The sequence below is a fragment of the Halomonas sp. IOP_14 genome, from assembly GCF_021021315.1.
In the GTDB taxonomy this organism is placed as follows: Bacteria; Pseudomonadota; Gammaproteobacteria; order Pseudomonadales; family Halomonadaceae; genus Vreelandella; species Vreelandella titanicae.
On the sequence record NZ_JAINWD010000017.1, the window covers coordinates 90,396 to 108,957 of the forward strand.

The following is an 18,562-nucleotide window of genomic DNA, read 5'->3' on the forward strand; positions in this document are numbered from 1 at the left end:
TTGATCACTTGTCATTTATTAACGGAGCCTCTATGAACGAGCCAACCAAACCACTGGCCGGTATAAAAGTACTCGATATTTCCCGCGTACTGGCCGGGCCTTGGTGCGGACAAATGCTCGCGGATATGGGGGCAGATGTGATTAAGGTAGAGCGCCCCGGTAGCGGCGATGACACCCGCCACTGGGGCCCTCCTTGGCTGGCGGGCAGTGAAGAGTCGGCGTACTACCTGTGCGCTAACCGAGGTAAACGCTCGCTGACGGTCGATATGGCCAAGCCCGAAGGCCAGGCAGTGATCAAGCAGCTAGTCGCTAACTCTGACGTGCTGATAGAGAACTTTAAAGTTGGCGGCCTGAAACGCTACGGGCTGGATTACGCTAGCTTAAAGGCGCTCAACCCTAGGTTGATCTACTGTTCGATTACCGGTTTCGGCCAGGAGAGCCCTTACGCTCACCGCGCCGGTTATGACTTTATGATCCAAGCCATGGGCGGGATCATGAGCCTAACTGGCAAGCCCGACAGTGAACCCGGCGGTGGCCCGGTAAAAAGTGGCGTCGCCTTTACCGATATATTCACCGGGTTATATGCCGCTAATGCAATTTTAGCGGCGCTTTATCAGCGCCGTGATAGCGGCGAGGGTTGCCATATCGATATGGCATTAATGGATGTGCAGGTAGGCGTACTCGCCAATCAGGCACTCAATTACCTCACCTCCGGCAATGTGCCCCAGCGATTGGGTAACGCTCACCCCAACATCGTGCCTTATCAGGCGTTTGCCACCCAGGATGGCCATATGATTATGGCTGTCGGCAACGACGAGCAGTTCAAGCGTTTTTGCGCGGTGCTGTCACTACCGGCTTTGGCGGAAGATCCACGCTTTGCCACCAATGGAGCCAGGGTAAACAATCGTGCTCTACTCGTTCCGCAGCTGGAAGCGGCGTTGGCCCAGCGCAGCACTGATGAATGGCTAGCCGCTTTTGAAGCCGTAGGCGTTCCCTGCGGGCCGATCAATACGCTGGATCGGGTGTTCGACGACCCCCATGTGAAAGCCCGCGGACTTAAGCAGACCCTGCCCCACGACCAAGCAGGTCAGGTGGATCTGGTCGCTAACCCTATCCGTTTTAACGGTGCCCAAATGAGCGCCACTACGGCGCCGCCCCACTTAGGCCAACATACGGAAAGCGTGCTGGAAGAACTTGGTATTAGCTTGGAGCAGCGCACTGCGCTTCGCGCAGCAGGCATCATTTAATAGCACTAATGGTTTATGCACTTCCCTCTTATAGGCGCCTACTTGGCGCCTTTTTTTAAGCCAAAAGAACCGACCAATATTGCAAGCCAAGAAGCAGGCACCTGGCTAATGCTTCGCAACCCATGGTTGTACAAAAGCTATACAAAACGTATATTAAGACCTAAAGTTAAGAGCGTTGAATGCTTCAACATAGGCTATAGGCATTAATCTATCTAATGTTATGGCATTAACAGCGCCATCCAACACCCATCCCTCAGGAGCAGCTATGAGCCAGTGCGCACGCGTCAATGGCAGTTGCAAACGCTGTGAAGGCGACTTGCCCTTTGAGTTCACCATGGCCTTTCAGCCAATCGTGGATCTATCGCTGGCCCAAATCGTCACCTATGAAGCACTGGTTCGTGGGCCGTGCGGTGAATCCGCTTGGAGCGTCATTTCGCAAGTGACTGATGAGCTCCTCTACCGTTTTGATCAGGCCTGCCGGGTAAAAGCAATCGAAATGGCCAGCGCACTGGATATGCAAACCGACCTTTCGATCAACTTTCTGCCCAACGCCGTTTATGAGCCCGAAGCCTGCATCCAGGCAACGTTAGCGGTATCAAAACGGGTGGGTTGGCCAACTCATCGGCTAATTTTTGAAATCACCGAAACCGAGCGCGTCCGCGACCGGCAGCACCTGTGCAATATCATCGATGCTTACCGCTCCATGGGCTTTAAAACGGCGCTTGACGACTTTGGCAATGGTTACGCCAACCTTGACCTGCTCACTGACTTAACCCCCGATAAACTTAAAATCGATCGTGAGCTGGTGATGAACTGCGATAAGGATCTTCGCCGCCAAGCACTGTTAAACGCGATCATCCTGCTCGCCCAAGAGCTCGATATGACTCTTATCGCCGAAGGTGTCGAGACTCGTGCCGAAGCCTTATGGCTCGCCCGCGCGGGGATTGTTCATCAGCAGGGTTTCTACTACGCAAAACCGGCGATTAACACTTTGTGCACCAATATTGTTCCGCTATTAGTGGGGTTAAAAAATGAAGTAGATAGCAGCTCAGGAGCGGTGTATGAAAGAGATTAGTCTCGACAGACTCTACCAGTTATTTAACCGCTCAAAGCGCAATACCGAAAACGTTATCAAAGCGGCACCGATTGGAATCTGTATTACAACCCCTTCGGGTCACTTTGAAATGGTCAATCCAGCTTACTGTGAATTTTATGGCTACCGGCAGGAAGAGCTTTTAGGCCAGCACCTTACCCACGTAGTGCCCGAAGAGAACCATGCGATTTTATCAGCGCTGCATGCTGAGTTTATGCAGGGCAACGAGGATCAAGAGCTGCGCCAAGAGTGGGATGTGGTTCTCAAAAACGGCGGAATACGCACCATCATCGCCGAAGCTGCGCGTATTGAGGCTGACGACGGCGAACCGCGTAAAGTCACTTTCATAATCGACATTACCCAGCGCAAACAGCTAGAAGAGCGGCTCAAGCAGGCTAATGAGCGCTTGGATCATTTGGCTCACCACGATGAGCTAACGGAGCTGCTCAACCGTCGTGCCGGTTTGCAGCGCCTGGATGAAGAGATCAAGCGCTGCGAGCGATATGGAACACCTTTCAGCATCGCGATCTATGACCTGGATGACTTCAAAGCGATCAACGATACCTATGGGCACAGCGCGGGCGATAGCGTTTTACAACAGATCACCTCCTTAGTGAGTGCTGTACTGCGCGATACCGATTTGCACATACGATTGGGCGGTGAAGAGTTTTTAATCATTATGCCAGGCGTAAATTCTGAAGAAGCCTACCAAGGCATGGAACGCATTCGTGAAAGCGTCGCGCAACAAACGTTTACTAAGCACCAATTAACGATGACGCTCTCATCGGGGATTACCAGCTACGTTGAAGCCTCGGGCACACGGTTACTTGATCGTGCTGATAAAGCTATGTACCAAGCTAAACAGACGGGGCGTAATCGTGTTGTCATTGCCTCGTCATTCATGTAAGCAACGCTTTTAAACTTCACAATCAGGCCCCTATCAGGCACCCCTATTAAGCACTATGCTAAAAGATCAATCCTCATCAATTAGGAAGTAAGCCATGAGCAGCAATGCCGAACTAAACGAGCTAAAACATAAATACGTCGCTGCTGGCGCTGCAAGCCCCGCAACGGCGTTCGCCGACCACGCTGAAAACGCTGAAATCTGGGACGCGGACGGCAACCGCTTTATCGACTTCGCAGGCGGCATTGGCGTACTCAACGTAGGTCACCGTCACCCCAAAGTGGTCGCAGCGGTAAAAGCCCAGCTCGATAAGCTGATGCATACCTGCCAAACGGTCATGCCTTATGAAGGCTACGTGAAAGTCGCGGAAAAACTCAGTCACATCGTGCCCGTTCGTGGCCATGCCAAAGTCATGCTGGCCAACTCGGGTGCGGAAGCGCTGGAAAATGCGGTCAAGATCGCCCGCGCCGCCACTGGCCGTTCTAACGTTATCTGCTTCGATGGCGGCTACCACGGCCGTACCTTCTTCACCATGGCCATGAACGGCAAGGTGGCGCCTTACCAGAGCGACTTCGGCCCCATGCCGGGCACCGTTTTCCGTGCGCCCTACCCGGTGCCTTACCACGGCGTTAGCGAAGACGAAGCCATTCGCGGCCTGAAAATGACGCTGAAAACCGATGCCAACCCCAAAGATACCGCGGCCATCGTGCTCGAACCGGTGCTTGGCGAAGGCGGTTTCTACCCGGCCTCTACCAGCTTCCTGACCAAGGTTCGCGAAATCTGCGATGAGCACGGCATGCTGATGATAGTCGATGAAGTGCAGTCAGGCTTTGGCCGTACCGGCAAAATGTTTGCCATCGAGCATAGCGGCGTTGAGCCGGACATTATGACCATGGCGAAGAGTATGGCCGACGGCATGCCGATCTCCGCCATCGTAGGTACTGACAAGGTGATGGATGCTTCAGGCCCTAACTCATTGGGCGGCACCTACACCGGCAGCCCCACCGCCTGTGCGGCCGCGTTGGCGGTCATGGAAGTGTTTGAAGAAGAGAACATTCTGGAGAAGAGCCAGGCTTTGGGCGACAAGCTGGCCAAGCGTTTCAATGTGTGGGCAGACAAGTTTGATTGCATCGACAACGTGCGCAACATGGGCGCCATGGCTGCATTTGAGCTGGTGTCGAACAAAGCCGATCACACGCCTAACCCTGAACTGGCTGCCGCGCTGTGCAAGAAAGCCCGCGAAGAGGGCTTGATCCTGCTTTCCTGCGGCATGTACGGCAACACCATCCGCTTCCTGATGCCTGTCACCATTCAAGATGACGTGCTCAATGAAGGGTTGGATATTATTGAGTCCTGCCTGGATTCACTGGTGTAATTAAGCGTTAGTCAGCAAGAACCAAACCGCCGCCCAAATTTGGGGCGGCGTTTTTACTTGTGTGGATACCTAACCTGCTTATTCCGCCATAAAGCGAGGCAGCCACAAGGCAATATCCGGCCATAAGCTGATGATCAAGGCCGCCACGCACATCAGCAGGAAGAAAGGTAGCGCTGCCAGGGCCACCCGGCTGATGCTTTCCCCCGTCAGGCTTTGCAGCACAAACAGGTTGAATCCGACTGGAGGCGTTATCTGGCCAAGCTCGATCATGATGATCAGGAAGATGCCAAACCAGATGGGATCGAACCCCGCCAGCAGTACGATCGGCAGCGTAATCGGCAGGCTCATCACGGTGATCGAAATACCGTCCAGGAAAAGCCCCAGCACCACATAGAAAACCGCCAGCGCCAGCAACAACGACATCGGGGTAAAGTTTTGCGCGGCGATCCACTCCGCAAGCTCCCGGGGCAGGTGCAGGTAGCCCATCGCCGTGGAGAGCAACGTGGCGGTAATCAACAGGCTGCACACCATGATACTGGTGATTAACGTGCCTCTGAACGCCTCGATAAACAGCCGCGCCGAAAGCTGGCGCTCGACGCCAAGCAGCACCAGCGTTGCGGCCACGCCCACCGCCGCCGCCTCTGAGGGTGTGGCAATACCGCTATAGATAGAGCCAATCACGATGCTGATCAACACCAGCACGGGCAGCAGAAGCAGAATGGATTGCCCTACGCTCTGGTCAGTCGCCGCCTGTTTGGGTGCCAACGACGGCGACAAATAGGTCCTCGCGCCGATATACACGCTATACAGCAGCGCAATTAACAGGCCCGGCACTACCCCCGCCATGAACAGCTGACTAATGGAGACTTCCGCCTGAACGCCATAGACGATCATCACGATCGAAGGCGGAATCAACAGCCCCAGGCTACCGGCGCCCGCCAGCGAACCGATCGATAGGTTGCGATCGTACCCCCTCGTTTTCAGCTCCTGGGTGGTGATTTTGCCAATCGTCGCGGTCGTCGCCGCGCTGGAGCCGCTCACCGCCGCAAACAGCGTACAGCCAAGCACGTTGGTGTGGAGAATGCCGCCCGGCAAATGGCGGGTGATCGGCACCAGCCCTTTGAAAAGCCGCTCGGAAATATTGGAGCGAAAAATCAGCTCGCCCATCAATATAAACAGCGGGATAGCCGATAACTCCCAGCTATTACTGGCACGATAGAGAATTCGCGAAAAAATCAGACCGATACGATCAGCACCGAAGTCGCCAAACAGCCAAAGCGAGCCAATGGACACGGCCAGCATGGATGCAAAAATCCAGGTGCCCATCGACAAAAAGAACAACAGCAGTACGCCGACCCCGACGGCCGACCAAAAAATATCCATAACGCCTTTCCTATTAGTCGCTGCTTCAATTGACGCTAGACGAGTAGCCTGAACGCAGAGCCATTATTTTTAGGGCTCTGACTAACAGCGTGATGGAAATTAACCACATGCCCACGAGGATGGCGCTCTCCGGCAGCCAAATAGGCGTCTCTGCCATGGTTTCACTGACGGTGCCGCGGCTGTAGCTACGCAGAACATTCTGAAACCAGAAGGTCGAGAGCCACACAAAGCAACCTGCCGTTACCAAGCTGCTGAATAGCTCCAGCGGCCAGCGCATGGTTTCAGGAAAGCGTTCCAGAAGCAGAGAGACACGGATCAGCCCGCCCTTCTCCAGCACATAAGGCAGGCCTAAAAAGGACATCGTAGCCACGGCATAGCCGATATACTCATCGAGGATAAACGTCGAGTGGCCAAACAGCCTCAGCGCTATCTCTAACAGGATATGGCCGAGTATATAAATAATGAGCAGCACGGCAATGACAGCACCGACCCGATTGAGCAGTTTAGAGATACGCTCAATGACATTGAGCGCCCTCATTCGGCGCCTCGGAACTCGCTCAGAATCGACTCGCCGTCATCACCAGTATTCTCCAGCCAGCTCTCGACCACGCCACTGAAAGCTTCCTTGAGAGGCGTTAGCAACTCGTCCGAGACGGGATCGCTGATCACGACATCGTGCTCACCAAGCGTCTGATAGTTCTCTTCGGTACGCGTTTCAACCGCTTCCCAGTTGTGTTGGTCAGTCAGGCTGGCCGCTTCCATGACCGCATCCTGTTGCGCGTCGGTAAGCGATTCGAACGCATCGCGATTCATGTGCACCATGTTAAGAGGAATGGCGTACTGAACCCCGGCAAAGTAATTCTGGTGCTCCCAAAAGCTGGCATTGGCCCCCGCTTCGGCGGACGTTAACACCGCCTCGATACCGCCGGTGGCCAGTTGGGGTACCACATCGGCCCAGGACAGGCTGACCGGCGAGGCACCTACATTTCTAAATGTCTCGGTACCGTTACGGTCAAAGGTGCGAATCTTCAGGTTCTCGAGATCATCCTGGCTCGCGATCTCGTCTTCAGACCAGATGCCGCTCGGCGGCCAGGGCGAGGCATACAGCAGCACCTGGTTATTATCGGCGAACACCTCTTCGTAATAGGGTTTTGCTATGTCATAAAGCCGCCGCGCATCGGCAACGTCGTCGACAATAAAGGGCAGCGAAGAGAGTAGAAACAGCGAATCGATACCGCTCATGGTGCCCGAGAGCGTATCCGCTATCTCGACGGCGCCATCGGCCACGCCATAAAAATGATCACCGGAATTAAAGCCGAGCGAGCCACCCGTATGCAGCGTGATATCCATATCGCCATCGGTTAATTCGGCAAGCTTATCAATAAAATAGGCATCGCCCTGAGCATGAATGGAGGACGCATTATACTCATTGGAGAAGTCCATACTGACCGACTGGGAATGCGCATAGCCACTGACGAGTAGTGCCCCTAGCGCTATCGAAAGTTTTTTACCTGAATGAGGGAATTTGTTATTTAAATCAGCAGGATGGAACATTCTTTTAACCCCTATTTTTGATTGGTATAGGGATTAAACTACAGTCATTTGGGAACCATTTATGTCCCATAGCGACGCGAACGGACCAGACAACGACACGCCGCCCAGTGGGCGGCGTTTGCTGCGTGATTAACGCGGTCGGCGGTCGCCTTCGAGAAAGTTGGCCGTGAAGACCGCTTTGCCGTGGGTTTCGAACGACCACTTCATCACCTCGCTCAGTCCCGCCATGACCGCATCGAACTCGCCAAATACCTGGGTGCTCATGCGATTCGGGTGTACTTCCAATCCCGTCGCCTCAAGGCGTTTCACCACCTCTTTGACCACCGGCTTGAAGTCATCGGCCAACGGGTAATAGCTAAGCTGTACGGAAAGATACATAACGCCTCCTTACGCTGTGTTTTGGGGCTGACGGACGCTGGATAAACGCTGCCAGGCAGCCAAAATAGCGGCACGGGTCTCGTCCGGATGCTCCATCGGGAACATATGCGTACCGGGGACTTCACTCACCGATAGCCCTCTACGCTTCAAGCGTTTTATACGTGAAGCGGTCAATAGGTGGGACTCTTTGCCCGCCACCAGTTCTAACGGCACGCCCAAACGCTGCGGCAGGCGCGAGAGGTGATCCGGCAGGTGGCGGAAAATTTCCACCTCAATACCAGGATCAAAGGTCAGTTCTGCACTACCATCGTTTAGCAAGCGCGTCCCTGCTTCAATGTAGTCGTTGAGCGCCTCCGGGGTAAAGCGACGAAACAGCCCCCGGCGACCCAGCGAGCTTGCCATCGCTTCGCGACTCGGCCACACAGTGCGCCGCCCCAAGGTTTTTCCAGCAGGAGTAACCCGATCCACAAAGCCAAACCGCTTGGCGGCTTTCATTGCCCAGGCGTCCTTCCCCAGCATCAAAGGGGGATCAAGCATAATCACCCCGCAGAAGCGCTCGGGCTGCTTATCCGCGGCCATGGCCATTAGCGTGCCACCCAAAGAGTGCCCCACGCCCAGAAGCGGCGTATCCGTCTCGGGTAGATAGCTCAGCAGCTCATCCACCAAGTTGCCCCAGTTATGATTAACGGGGTAGTCAGGGTGGTGACCCAGGCGATCCAGAGGGTGCAGATCAAAGGTCTCTGCCAGTGGGTTCAGCAGGCTGCGATAGCTTAAGCCCGGAAAACCATTGGCATGGGCAAACACTAAACGGGGACGTTGGGCAGCATTAGCAGACATGGCAAGGCTCGCGCGTTAAAAAAGGCAGGAAGACGGCTAATGTGAAACATGGTTATTTATGCCGCCTATCATACATCTGTTTTAACGCGCTACTGCATGAGCGTCAATCGACAAAAGGATTAACAGGCTAATTAAAACAACGACAGCTGATGCTCCTGGCTGTTGTCCGCCAGCCGATACCCCACGCCAAGCAGACGCACGGGGCGCTCGCCGCGTGCCCAGCCAACGTTAAGCAGGCTTTCAAACTGTTCAAGGTTAGGCGCGGGGTCGGCGTGTTCGACGGTGGTTTGAGTAAAGTCGTTGAACTTCACTTTTACGATTAGCCCGCGCACCGCCAGTGGCGGGTCAAGCCGTGCATAGCGGCGCTCTAAATCTTCGATCAGCGCGGGTAGCTCTCGGTGGCAGGCATCGAGGTTGGGTAAATCCTGGGCGTAGGTCTGTTCGGTGCTGACCGATTTGCGCTCCCGGTGAGTTTTCACCGGGCGCTCGTCCCGCCCCCAGCTCAGCTCATGCAGCCGCCGTCCAAAACGGCCAAAGTGCTCGACCAGGTCGGTTAGCGTGCGGGTACGCAGGTCAGCGCAGGTGTGAATATCCAGCCCTGCCAGTTTCTCGGCCGTGCGGGGCCCTACCCCGTGGATTTTCTTGACCGGTAACTGTTGTACGAAGCTATCGACCTTATCCGGCGTAATCACGCACAGGCCGTCAGGTTTGTTCCAGTCGCTGGCAATTTTGGCCAGAAACTTGTTGGGCGCTACGCCCGCCGAAACGGTGATCCCCACTTCGCGGCTGACCCGTTCGCGGATCGCTTCGGCCATGAGTGTCGCGCTGCCGTGATGCTGGGTGACCTCCGAGACATCCAGAAAGGCCTCATCCAGGGAGAGCGGTTCGATCAGTTCAGTCACATCGCGATAAATGGCGAAGACCTGGCGGGCGACCTCTTTGTATTTGGCCATCTCACCGCGAATCACGGTGAGATGCGGGCAGCGCTTGAGTGCCTGGGCCATCGGCATGGCCGAATGAATGCCAAATTCGCGGGCGGGATAGTTGCAGGTGGCGACCACCCCGCGCTGCTCGACGCTGCCGCCAATGGCAATCGGTATATCCCGCAGCGCGGGATTATCGCGCATTTCCACTGCTGCATAAAAGCAGTCACAGTCGCAGTGAATGATTTTGCGCACCGGCTAGCCTTCCAACTGTAAAAAAACACAGTCTAGCATAGGCGTTATGTGCCACAGAAGGTTCTTAGCACCTGCTCATTTTCCGTGGCGGGCGCCGCTAAACGGCGCGCTTCAACAGATTCATCGAACGGCTTAGTCACCACTGCCAATAAGGTGTGGAAAGGCGCAAAATCACCGTCGTAAGCGGCATCAATGACCTCTTGAACCCGGTGGTTACGGGGAATAATGACCGGGTTGGCGCTTCGCATGGCCGCAAAACGCTCACTATCTTGGCTGGCTATCTGCGCTTGCTGCCAGGTATCCAGCCACGCGGTCAAACCGTCAGGCTGAGTCGTCAGTGCCAGCAGTGCCTGGCGGTACTCATCGCTCGGAGAGGCTGCGTATTGCGTGAGCGCATCAAAGGTAGCGGTCATGTCCATCCGCCCCTGATGCATCTGGCTTTCGAGGCCTTCCATTAGCGCTTCGGCCTGGGGGCTTTCCGCCGCTAAACCGAGCTTATCGGCATGCAGGCGGACTTGCTCGGCGCTGAACAGTGATTCAAAGCGCCGGATGGCGTCAGTGGCCTGCTCCACGACCGCGTCGCCCTCTTCCCGCATCAACGGCAGCAGCGTTTCGGCAAAGCGGGCCAGATTCCACTGAGCAATCGCTGGCTGGTTGGCAAAGGCGTAGCGTCGGCCTTGATCGATGGAACTGTACACCTTCTGCGGATCGAACTGCTCCATAAAGGCGCAGGGGCCGTAATCGATGGTTTCGCCGGCGATGCTGCAGTTATCGGTATTCATCACGCCGTGAATAAAGCCGACGCTGATCCAGCGGGCAATCAGCACTGCCTGACGAGCGACCACCGCTTCCAGCAGCGCCATATAGGGATCTTCTGCGTTGGCGGCATCCGGGTAGTGGCGCGCAATCACATGATCCGCCAGGGCTTTGAGCAATGCTTCATCCCGCTGTGCAGCGGCAAACTGAAAGGTGCCCACGCGAATATGGCTGCTCGCCACGCGGGTAAAGACGGCGCCGGGCTCAGCCATTTGCCGTACCACTCGCTCGCCGCTCGCCACGGCCGCAAGGGCACGGGTGGTGGGAATCCCCATGGCGGCCATGAACTCGCTGACCAGGTACTCACGCAGCACCGGCCCTAACGGCGAACGACCATCGCCACCACGGGAAAACGGCGTGCGACCGCTGCCTTTTAGTTGCACATCGCGGCGAACGCCATTCTGATCGATCACTTCACCCAGCAGCAGCGCACGGCCATCGCCCAGTTGCGGCACAAAGTTGCCGAACTGGTGCCCGGCGTAACCTAAGGCGCCCGGTTTGGCATCCGGCATGGGCTGGTTGCCGCTAAACCACTCGGCAAGCGTTGTAGAGTCAGGTATTTCTTTGGCCCCTAGCTCATGGGCAAGCGGCGCATTGAACGCAATCAGCTCCGGGCTGGCCACAGGTGTTGCTTGGGTGGCGACCCAGAGGGGTTCAGGCAAGGTGGAATAGAGATGTTCGAATGGCAGCACGATAGGCTCCGCTATTGATGGCGATATCTACCTAATACCCTAGCACTTTAGTCAAGTAAACGCCGCTGCAAACAGCGCACAGCCTGCTCAAGCACCGGCGTCAACGGCGCCCGCCACTGGTGGGTCAATAGCGCATCTGCCCGGGTGACGCCGAGCGATAGCGATGCTAGCGGCATGCCCCGTTCATGGGCGGCACGGCAGAAACGGTAGCCGGAAAACACCATCAACGAGGTGCCCACTGCCAGTACCGCATTCGACTCGGCCAGCGCTACCTGCGCTGCAAGCCGCCGTTCGGCGGGCACCACATCGCCGTAGAACACCACGTCAGGCTTCAGGATGCCGCTGCAGCGCGGGCAGTCGAAAATGCGAAAGGTGCTGAAGTCGGTTTCCAGGTCGGCATCGCCATCCGGAGCGTGCCCCGCCTGCAAACCAGTAAAGCTCGGATTCATGCGCGCCATTTCGGCATGCATGGCGTGGCGCATCATTTGATAGTCGCACACCATGCACTTCACCATGTCCGCTCGACCATGCAGGTCGATCACCCGGCGGGAACCAGCGCGCTGATGTAAACGGTCAACGTTTTGGGTCACCAACTGCTGGATATAACCCTGTGACTCCAGCGCGGCCAACGCACGGTGTGCGCCGCTGGCTTGGGCTTCGCGCATGGCGCTAAAACCGATCAGCGCGCGGGCCCAGTAGCGCTGGCGAACGTGATGAGAACTCATGAAGTCGCCATGCTGCACCGGGGGTGGCCGCTTCCACTGACCATCCGCATCGCGATAGTCCGGAATGCCACTGTCGGTACTCACACCGGCACCGGTAATCACCCACAGTTTGGGGTGCCGCTGAATAAAATCAGCCAGTTCCTCGCCCGCCAGGGCAACGCTTTCTGCAATTTCCACGGCCTGCGTCAATCGTTCACCTCTAGGCAATGTGGCTCAAACTCAACGATACTGTATAGCAACAGCGGGCCATGCAACGCGCCCTTTAACGGTTATTGTGCACCCAGGAGATACTCTTATGCAGCACGATCATGACATTATTATTGTCGGTGGCGGCATGGTGGGCGCCGCCCTGGCGGCCCGCGTGGGTCATGCGGGCTTCTCCGTAGGGCTGGTGGAGCACGGCGATTCCCCTACTCCCCCTAGCGGTGACTATGACCTGCGTATTTCCTCGCTGAATGCGCGCTCGTTAGCCTTTGTTAAGGCCAGCGGCACGACGTTACCTGAGGAGCGTTGCTGCCCTTTTCGGCATATCGATGTCTCCAACCAGGACGGCACCGGCCATTCGCTGTTTTCCGCTCAGGATAGTGGCATGGATGACTTCGGCATCTTTATCGAAAACCGCACGTTGCAGTACGCGCTATGGCAACGGCTAGAACAACTGCCCAGCGTCACCTGCTACACCCACTGCGCGCCGTTAAGTACGATCACCTCAAGCACTGGCCGCCTGCTGGAGCTGGATAATGGCAAAACCCTAAGCGCCCGTTTGATCGTCGGCGCCGACGGCGCGCAATCGACCCTACGTGAGCTAGCGGGGATCAACGTTAGTAGCCACGACTACCATCAGCGAGCGATGATTATTAACGTGGAAACCGAACTGCCCCAGCAGGATGTCAGTTGGCAGGTCTTCACCCCCACGGGCCCCATTGCCATGCTGCCATTGCCCGGCCATCGCGCTTCCTTGGTGTGGTACGACACAGATAAAACCACCCAAGCCCGCGAACAGCTGGACGATGACGCACTCAAAGCAGCCATCGAAATGGCCTTCCCTAAACGCCTGGGCAACCTCATCCGCATCGTCGCCCGGGCCAGCTTTCCCATCAAGCGCCAACACGCCCACCGCTATATCGGCAAGCGCCTGGCACTTATTGGCGACGCGGCCCATGTGGTGCACCCGCTGGCAGGCCAGGGGTTAAATATCGGCCTGCACGACGCCGACACCCTTGCCGAGATCATTATCCAGGGCCGCGACCCCGGCGACTATGTCAACCTACTCCGCTTTGAGTGCCAGCGCCGCGCGGCCAACCAAGCGATGATCGCCGCCACCAACAGCTTTCACCACCTGTTTACCGGCGCCAAGCCGCTGCGCCAACTAGGCGATCTAAGCCTGCAAATAGCCGAGCGCTTCCCGTTCGCCAAACGCATGATGATGCAGCAAGCTAATGGGCTGAATCCGTTTAAAATGCGCTAGGGTCTACTACGCTGAGAGGGTGGTCACTGCCGGTGGCCCATAACAATCACAATAACCCCTCGTTAAAGGCAACCCTATGGCATCTACACGATATGCGCTGTTCACGGCAACGCTCTGTTCCGGCCTTGGCCTCCTTCTGGCTCCTCCCCTGTGGGCCTGGGATGGCGTCGTCGAGAAGCAGACCTTTGAAATGGACAGCTTCACTACCCAGGGCGGTGAGACGATCCCTAACATCACGGTGGGTTGGGAAGCCTACGGCGAGCTCAATGACGCCCGCGATAACGTCATTCTAATCACCCACTTCTTCTCTGGCACCAGCCATGCGGCAGGCCGCTATGAGGAAAATGGGCAGCCGACCGGCTACTGGGATGCCATCATTGGCCCCGGCAAGCCACTCGATACCGATGAGTACTACATCATCTCCTCGGATACGCTGGTTAACCTGAATGCCAAAGACCCCAACGTCACCACCACCGGGCCCGCCTCCATCAACCCTGACACCGGCGAGCCCTGGGGCATGGACTTCCCGGTCGTCACCATCCGCGACTTTGTCGAGGTACAGCGCGAGCTACTCGAAGGCCAAGGCATTGAATCACTGCATGCGGTGATGGGTGCCTCAATGGGCGCGCTACAGGCCTTCGAGTGGGCCAGCGCCTATCCTGACCGAGTAGAACGGCTAATCTCAGTGATTGGCGGCGGCGTTGCCGACCCTTGGCTGCTGGCAACCCTAAGCGCCTGGGCCGCGCCGATTCGTTTAGACGCCAACTGGAACGAGGGTAACTACTACAACGGCGAACCGCCTATCGACGGGCTAAAAGAAGCGCTGAAACTGGTGACACTCAACGCCAACCACTGGCAGTGGGCTAACGAAACCTTTAACCGCGATTGGGCCGACGAAGAACGCGACCCAGCCCAGGATATCAACGCCCGCTACGCGATTGAGAAAACGCTGGATGACATCGCCGCCGCTCGTGCTGCCACCTCCGATGCCAACCACCTACTCTACCTGGTGCGCGCCAACCAAACCTTTATGGCGGGCCACGGCGACTCTTTAGAAGAAGGCCTTGCCGCCATCGAGGCACCGACACTAATGCTGTATAGCGAAAACGATCTCGTCTTCGCACCCGAAGGCGTGCGCCGCACTGCCGAGTTGATTGAGGCAGATGGCACTGAGGTGACGCTTGAAACCCTGGAAGGCAATCGAGGCCATTTGGATGGCGTTGTTTCCATCGACCAAGCTAGCGATACATTGCGGGCGTTTTTGCAGTAAGGGATTGAGCGCTGACTTTGAGTCTTAAACCCAGCGCTGAAGAAGTTGCAATATGAGCCAGCCTTACCAGCCGCATCTCAGGCCAGAGCCTCTAAAACATTAGCGGCTGGCGTTCTCTTCGGCCACCTGACGAAGCGCATCGACAAGCACTTCAGCTGGCTGGGCGCCCGAAATCAGGTAGCGCCCGTCGAGGATGAATCCCGGCACGGCAGTGACCCCTGCTTCCATGAATCGCTGTTCTGCCGCTCGAACTTCGTCTGCGTACTGATCAGACCGGGCGATGGACTCGGCAACGTCACCGTCAAGCCCGACCTCAATGGCCTTCTCGCGTAGAACCTCTGGGTCTGAAGGGTTTTTCGCCTCACCAAAGTAGGCATCAAACAGTGCCAATTGCAGGGGTGTCTCTAGGTTCTGCGTTGCAGCCCACGCAAGCACGCGGTGGGCAGCGAAAGTGTTGTTCGCCCGACGCTCCTGGGCACCACGAAAATTTAATCCAAGCTCTTCGGCCACCGCCATAATCTCGCGCTGGGACTGCGCCATGCTGGCAGCATCCTTACCGTACTTGCGGCACAAGTGCTCCAGGACCAGCTCGCCCTCAGGCGGCATATCCCGGTTGAGCTCGAAGGGCTGCCAGAAAAGCTCAACGTCGATCTCGCCATCAAGGGTTTCTAGCGCTTGTTCCAAGCGCCGATAGCCGATCGCGCACCATGGGCAGGCTACATCGGACACTAGATCAATTCTTACCTTCTGCATGATGGATCTCCTCGTTGGGTTCGGTCATCAGCGCACAAACTGCGCTAAGCCTTGGCTTTTATCAAGCAACACCTAAGCGCAACCCGCCTAGTCGGTTGTGCACTTTTTCCAACCCATTGACGGCGTTGGTAAGCCAAAGCCTCTTACTCACGGCTTAGCAGCTTACTAGTTCCAACGCTGGGGGTTGAATTGGTAACGAGGAATAAAGTGCGTCAGCACCAGGTGGGCAGCTCTGTCTATTCGGCAAACGCGGCGATCAAGAGAAAGGCAACCACACCCGATACAGTCTGTCATCATATCTCTCAGTTCAATTAACTGCGTTATCTTCCTGTTTAGCTCGCCTGCCACCTAGAGCCCAATTTGTTCCAATCAAAAAGAGTGATACGGGTAGGATTCGGAAGCTCTTCAAGCTCAAATAAAATGCCTATCAGTTTATTTTTCACCCCCCTCTTGACCTCAACCTAAGTTGAGGTTTCAGAATAACCCTACGTCAAAGCCAACTCAAGCTTATCGCTTCAGATAATATTTTTATTAAATACGTGTAACTAAAACCAAACCAACACCCTTGGAAAAATCAACCCAGAGGATTTTAAAATGAAAGTACTTGCCTTCGGCGCTAGCAACAGCAAAAACTCCATTAACAAAAAGCTGGCGCTTTATGCAGCACAACAGATCAACAACGCAGATATTTCGTTAATCGATCTTAACGACTTTGAAATGCCTATATTTAGCGAAGAGAGAGAAAAGGGGTCTGGCATCCCTGCATTGGCGCATGCTTTTTACAACGCTATCGGTGAGGCAGATGTCATTGTCATGTCATTCGCGGAACACAACGGATCCTATACGTCAGCCTATAAAAATCTATTTGACTGGACATCACGAATAGATATGAAAGTATTTCAAAATAAACCCGTTCTTATGCTATCTACCTCCCCTGGCCAAAGTGGGGCACAAAGTGTCTTAGCTTCCGCACAAGCGTCAGCGCCCTATTTTTCAGCAACCGTTATAGGTGCGCTTTCCTTACCAAGCTTTTTCGACAATTTTGACTTAGAGCAGGGTGTCGTTACTAACCAGCAGTTTAACCGGGATTTACTTGGAATATTAAGTAACATTTAAACTTGTCTATTTTGGGAAATCGTCTGCAGTCTGTCATCACTGGCGCTATAGAAACTTATAGCGCCTGCCATCACCAGTGGCAAAACCGCTGCGACTCGAAGGATATGACACCTGGAGAATGACCTGGCTATGTGCTATTTCAGGCCGCAACAAGCTTCTTCACGTTGAGCTCTTCGCGATATTGGTCAGCACCACAACCAAGCTCTAGGACTGGCCCGCAGTCAGCTCGATCAGTGATAAGAGGTAACCAGCGTTGAAGCCAGGGGGCTGAGGACATGGGAAATCCTGAAGATATCTAGTTAACAGTGATCTCATAAATTAATTTAACTCTACCCCATTGATTCCCTCACGAACAAAAATAAATTCAGCAGTGTTTGAAGCAACCACCGGACGTACCCCTGTTCATAATCAGCAAGCCGGTGTTTAACTTTCTAAAACACCTCAGCAGCATATAGCCCATCGACATATACCAAAATACGTTCAAACTGATGAAAGTACATTTCCTCCTATACAGAGCAACACCCAGTAATGATAAGGAGCCAGCTATGAAAAAAGCATTATTAGCGCTAATCGCTACGATGCTGATAAGCGGGTGTAGCAACAGCAACACCTCCGCATCAAACGCGCCCGCTTCAGATACTACAACCGAGCAAAACCAGCACCACCACCAAGTGACCGACCAATGGGTCGGCCGATGGATTGGCGTTGAAGGGTTATTCCTGGAAATCAGTAAGGACGATTTTGCAGGCCCGGGCCATTATCTCCTTCACATGCGCTACGGCCTGGATGCCGACCAAATCGGCACCTTCGAAGGGCAGGCCATCGCCGAAGGCATTCGCTTCAACCGCGGGGAGGGCCCACAGCTGCTTCTTGCGAGCGACGGTGAAGCCAACGGCATGAAGTGGCTATTGGAAAAGGAAGACTGTCTGGTAGTCGCAACAGGTGAAGGCTATTGCCGCGACTGGCCTGCGCGGCAAGCCTCAACGGGTGGGGGATGAAAGCAGTTATTCTGCCGCCAGTTCAGCAAAGTGGCCCGCTTAATCCAGGGTGTACTTAAACCACCGCTGCTTTAAGCGGCAACCAGCCTCTTTACTTTAAGCTCTTTGCGATGCTGTTCGGCATGCCAAAGCTCGTATTGGGACTGCTGGTTCAACCAGCTTTCCGCATAGGTATCAAACGCAATAGAAAGCCGCACAGCCATTTCAGGACTAATACCCGCTTTGCCGTTCAGCACGGCACTGAGCGTTTTGCGGCTTACACCCAGCGCTTCGGCAGCAGCTGTCACAGTAAGGCCTAGAAGCTCCAAGCAAAGCTCGCGTAATACTTCACCAGGGTGGGGTGGATTGTGCATCAACATTGGCGCTACCTCAGTGGTAATCTTCGTAATTCACTATCTCGGCATTAGTATGGTACACACCAAAAAGAGTTGAGAAACTTGCTATGCCAGTTCAGCAAAGTGACCCGATTTATCCAGGATGTATTCGCTAAAATCCCGCGCCAGGTAAAGCGAGCCCGAATAGACGCTCCGGGCTTCTTGTCGGATGTCCTCAATAGACGGCGACGCATGGGGGTTGAGCTGGTAACGGGGGCTGAAGTGCGTCAGCACCAGATTGGGCAGCTGTGCGGTTTCGGCAAACTCAGCGACAAGCTTGGCGTAGCTATGCCCTACATCACCGGCCTTCTGGGCCATCTCTTCGGTGTAGGTGGCTTCATGCACCAGCACCTGTGCACCCGCGCACGCATCAAACAACAAGTCAGGCTGGTCATTGTCCC

At 55.3% G+C, this 18,562-nt stretch carries 18 protein-coding genes and 1 pseudogene; 8 read left to right on the top strand and 11 right to left on the bottom strand.

Annotation, left to right across the window (positions count from 1 at the left end; all coding sequences use genetic code 11):
* The first annotated feature begins 32 nt into the window (after positions 1 to 32).
* From K7H09_RS13570 to gabT, 4 genes are all read left to right on the top strand, one after another.
* Positions 33 to 1,247 (top strand): CaiB/BaiF CoA transferase family protein, encoded by a 1,215-nt coding sequence (locus K7H09_RS13570; protein WP_041157608.1) that lies wholly within the window; start codon positions 33 to 35, stop codon positions 1,245 to 1,247.
* A 265-nt stretch (positions 1,248 to 1,512) separates the two neighbouring features.
* A complete protein-coding gene (locus K7H09_RS13575) occupies positions 1,513 to 2,322 on the top strand; it encodes an EAL domain-containing protein (RefSeq protein WP_141439966.1) in 810 nt (269 codons plus the stop codon).
* Complete coding sequence (locus tag K7H09_RS13580; protein WP_230804917.1) at positions 2,309 to 3,247, top strand: GGDEF domain-containing protein; 939 nt, start codon at positions 2,309 to 2,311, stop codon at positions 3,245 to 3,247. The genes K7H09_RS13575 and K7H09_RS13580 overlap by 14 nt, the downstream gene beginning before the upstream one ends.
* Before the next feature lie 94 nt (positions 3,248 to 3,341).
* Positions 3,342 to 4,619 carry a 4-aminobutyrate--2-oxoglutarate transaminase gene (gene gabT / locus K7H09_RS13585; RefSeq protein WP_027957377.1) on the top strand — a complete coding sequence of 426 codons (1,278 nt, stop codon included), beginning with the start codon at positions 3,342 to 3,344 and terminating at the stop codon, positions 4,617 to 4,619.
* A gap of 78 nt (positions 4,620 to 4,697) precedes the next feature.
* Here the strand turns inward: gabT and K7H09_RS13590 are convergent, their stop codons facing one another.
* The 8 genes from K7H09_RS13590 to K7H09_RS13625 form a co-directional block, all read right to left on the bottom strand.
* A complete protein-coding gene (locus K7H09_RS13590; protein ID WP_022520018.1) occupies positions 4,698 to 6,002 on the bottom strand; it encodes a TRAP transporter large permease in 1,305 nt (434 codons plus the stop codon).
* Positions 6,003 to 6,027: 25 nt separating this feature from the next.
* On the bottom strand, positions 6,028 to 6,540 hold the full coding sequence (locus tag K7H09_RS13595) for a TRAP transporter small permease (RefSeq protein ID WP_230804919.1): 513 nt from the start codon (positions 6,538 to 6,540) through the stop codon (positions 6,028 to 6,030).
* Entirely contained in the window at positions 6,537 to 7,556 is a 1,020-nt protein-coding gene (locus K7H09_RS13600; RefSeq protein WP_230804921.1) for a TRAP transporter substrate-binding protein, read from the bottom strand. Before K7H09_RS13600 ends, K7H09_RS13595 begins: the two co-directional genes overlap by 4 nt.
* Before the next feature lie 129 nt (positions 7,557 to 7,685).
* Positions 7,686 to 7,934, bottom strand: coding sequence for a YkoF family thiamine/hydroxymethylpyrimidine-binding protein (locus K7H09_RS13605; protein ID WP_027957380.1), 249 nt, complete (start codon positions 7,932 to 7,934; stop codon positions 7,686 to 7,688).
* A gap of 9 nt (positions 7,935 to 7,943) precedes the next feature.
* Positions 7,944 to 8,771 (bottom strand): alpha/beta fold hydrolase, encoded by an 828-nt coding sequence (locus K7H09_RS13610; RefSeq protein ID WP_022520022.1) that lies wholly within the window; start codon positions 8,769 to 8,771, stop codon positions 7,944 to 7,946.
* A gap of 131 nt (positions 8,772 to 8,902) precedes the next feature.
* Positions 8,903 to 9,949 (bottom strand): DNA polymerase IV, encoded by a 1,047-nt coding sequence (gene dinB / locus K7H09_RS13615; protein ID WP_230804930.1) that lies wholly within the window; start codon positions 9,947 to 9,949, stop codon positions 8,903 to 8,905.
* A 44-nt stretch (positions 9,950 to 9,993) separates the two neighbouring features.
* On the bottom strand, positions 9,994 to 11,457 hold the full coding sequence (locus K7H09_RS13620) for a protein adenylyltransferase SelO (RefSeq protein WP_230804932.1): 1,464 nt from the start codon (positions 11,455 to 11,457) through the stop codon (positions 9,994 to 9,996).
* Between the two features lie 47 nt (positions 11,458 to 11,504).
* Positions 11,505 to 12,371, bottom strand: a complete 867-nt coding sequence (locus K7H09_RS13625; RefSeq protein ID WP_230804934.1) for an NAD-dependent protein deacetylase — start codon at positions 12,369 to 12,371, stop codon at positions 11,505 to 11,507.
* Positions 12,372 to 12,477: 106 nt separating this feature from the next.
* Here K7H09_RS13625 and K7H09_RS13630 point away from each other — a divergent pair, with 106 nt between their 5' ends.
* Together K7H09_RS13630 and K7H09_RS13635 are read left to right on the top strand one after the other, a co-directional pair.
* On the top strand, positions 12,478 to 13,650 hold the full coding sequence (locus K7H09_RS13630) for a UbiH/UbiF/VisC/COQ6 family ubiquinone biosynthesis hydroxylase (protein WP_230804936.1): 1,173 nt from the start codon (positions 12,478 to 12,480) through the stop codon (positions 13,648 to 13,650).
* A 76-nt stretch (positions 13,651 to 13,726) separates the two neighbouring features.
* Complete coding sequence (locus K7H09_RS13635) at positions 13,727 to 14,920, top strand: E22 family MetX-like putative esterase (protein ID WP_230804938.1); 1,194 nt, start codon at positions 13,727 to 13,729, stop codon at positions 14,918 to 14,920.
* A 99-nt stretch (positions 14,921 to 15,019) separates the two neighbouring features.
* Here the strand turns inward: K7H09_RS13635 and K7H09_RS13640 are convergent, their stop codons facing one another.
* Positions 15,020 to 15,673, bottom strand: a complete 654-nt coding sequence (locus tag K7H09_RS13640; protein WP_230804940.1) for a DsbA family oxidoreductase — start codon at positions 15,671 to 15,673, stop codon at positions 15,020 to 15,022.
* Between the two features lie 594 nt (positions 15,674 to 16,267).
* Here K7H09_RS13640 and K7H09_RS13645 point away from each other — a divergent pair.
* Both K7H09_RS13645 and K7H09_RS13650 read left to right on the top strand, forming a co-directional pair.
* Positions 16,268 to 16,789, top strand: coding sequence for an NADPH-dependent FMN reductase (locus K7H09_RS13645; protein ID WP_230804942.1), 522 nt, complete (start codon positions 16,268 to 16,270; stop codon positions 16,787 to 16,789).
* Positions 16,790 to 17,334: 545 nt separating this feature from the next.
* Positions 17,335 to 17,787, top strand: coding sequence for a hypothetical protein (locus K7H09_RS13650; RefSeq protein ID WP_230804944.1), 453 nt, complete (start codon positions 17,335 to 17,337; stop codon positions 17,785 to 17,787).
* A gap of 71 nt (positions 17,788 to 17,858) precedes the next feature.
* Here K7H09_RS13650 and K7H09_RS13655 read toward each other — a convergent pair whose 3' ends face one another.
* Both K7H09_RS13655 and K7H09_RS13660 read right to left on the bottom strand, forming a co-directional pair.
* Positions 17,859 to 18,146, bottom strand: a complete 288-nt coding sequence (locus tag K7H09_RS13655; protein WP_230804946.1) for a HigA family addiction module antitoxin — start codon at positions 18,144 to 18,146, stop codon at positions 17,859 to 17,861.
* 81 nt (positions 18,147 to 18,227) lie between these two features.
* A pseudogene (locus K7H09_RS13660) lies at positions 18,228 to 18,562 on the bottom strand (MBL fold metallo-hydrolase); the annotation flags it as partial.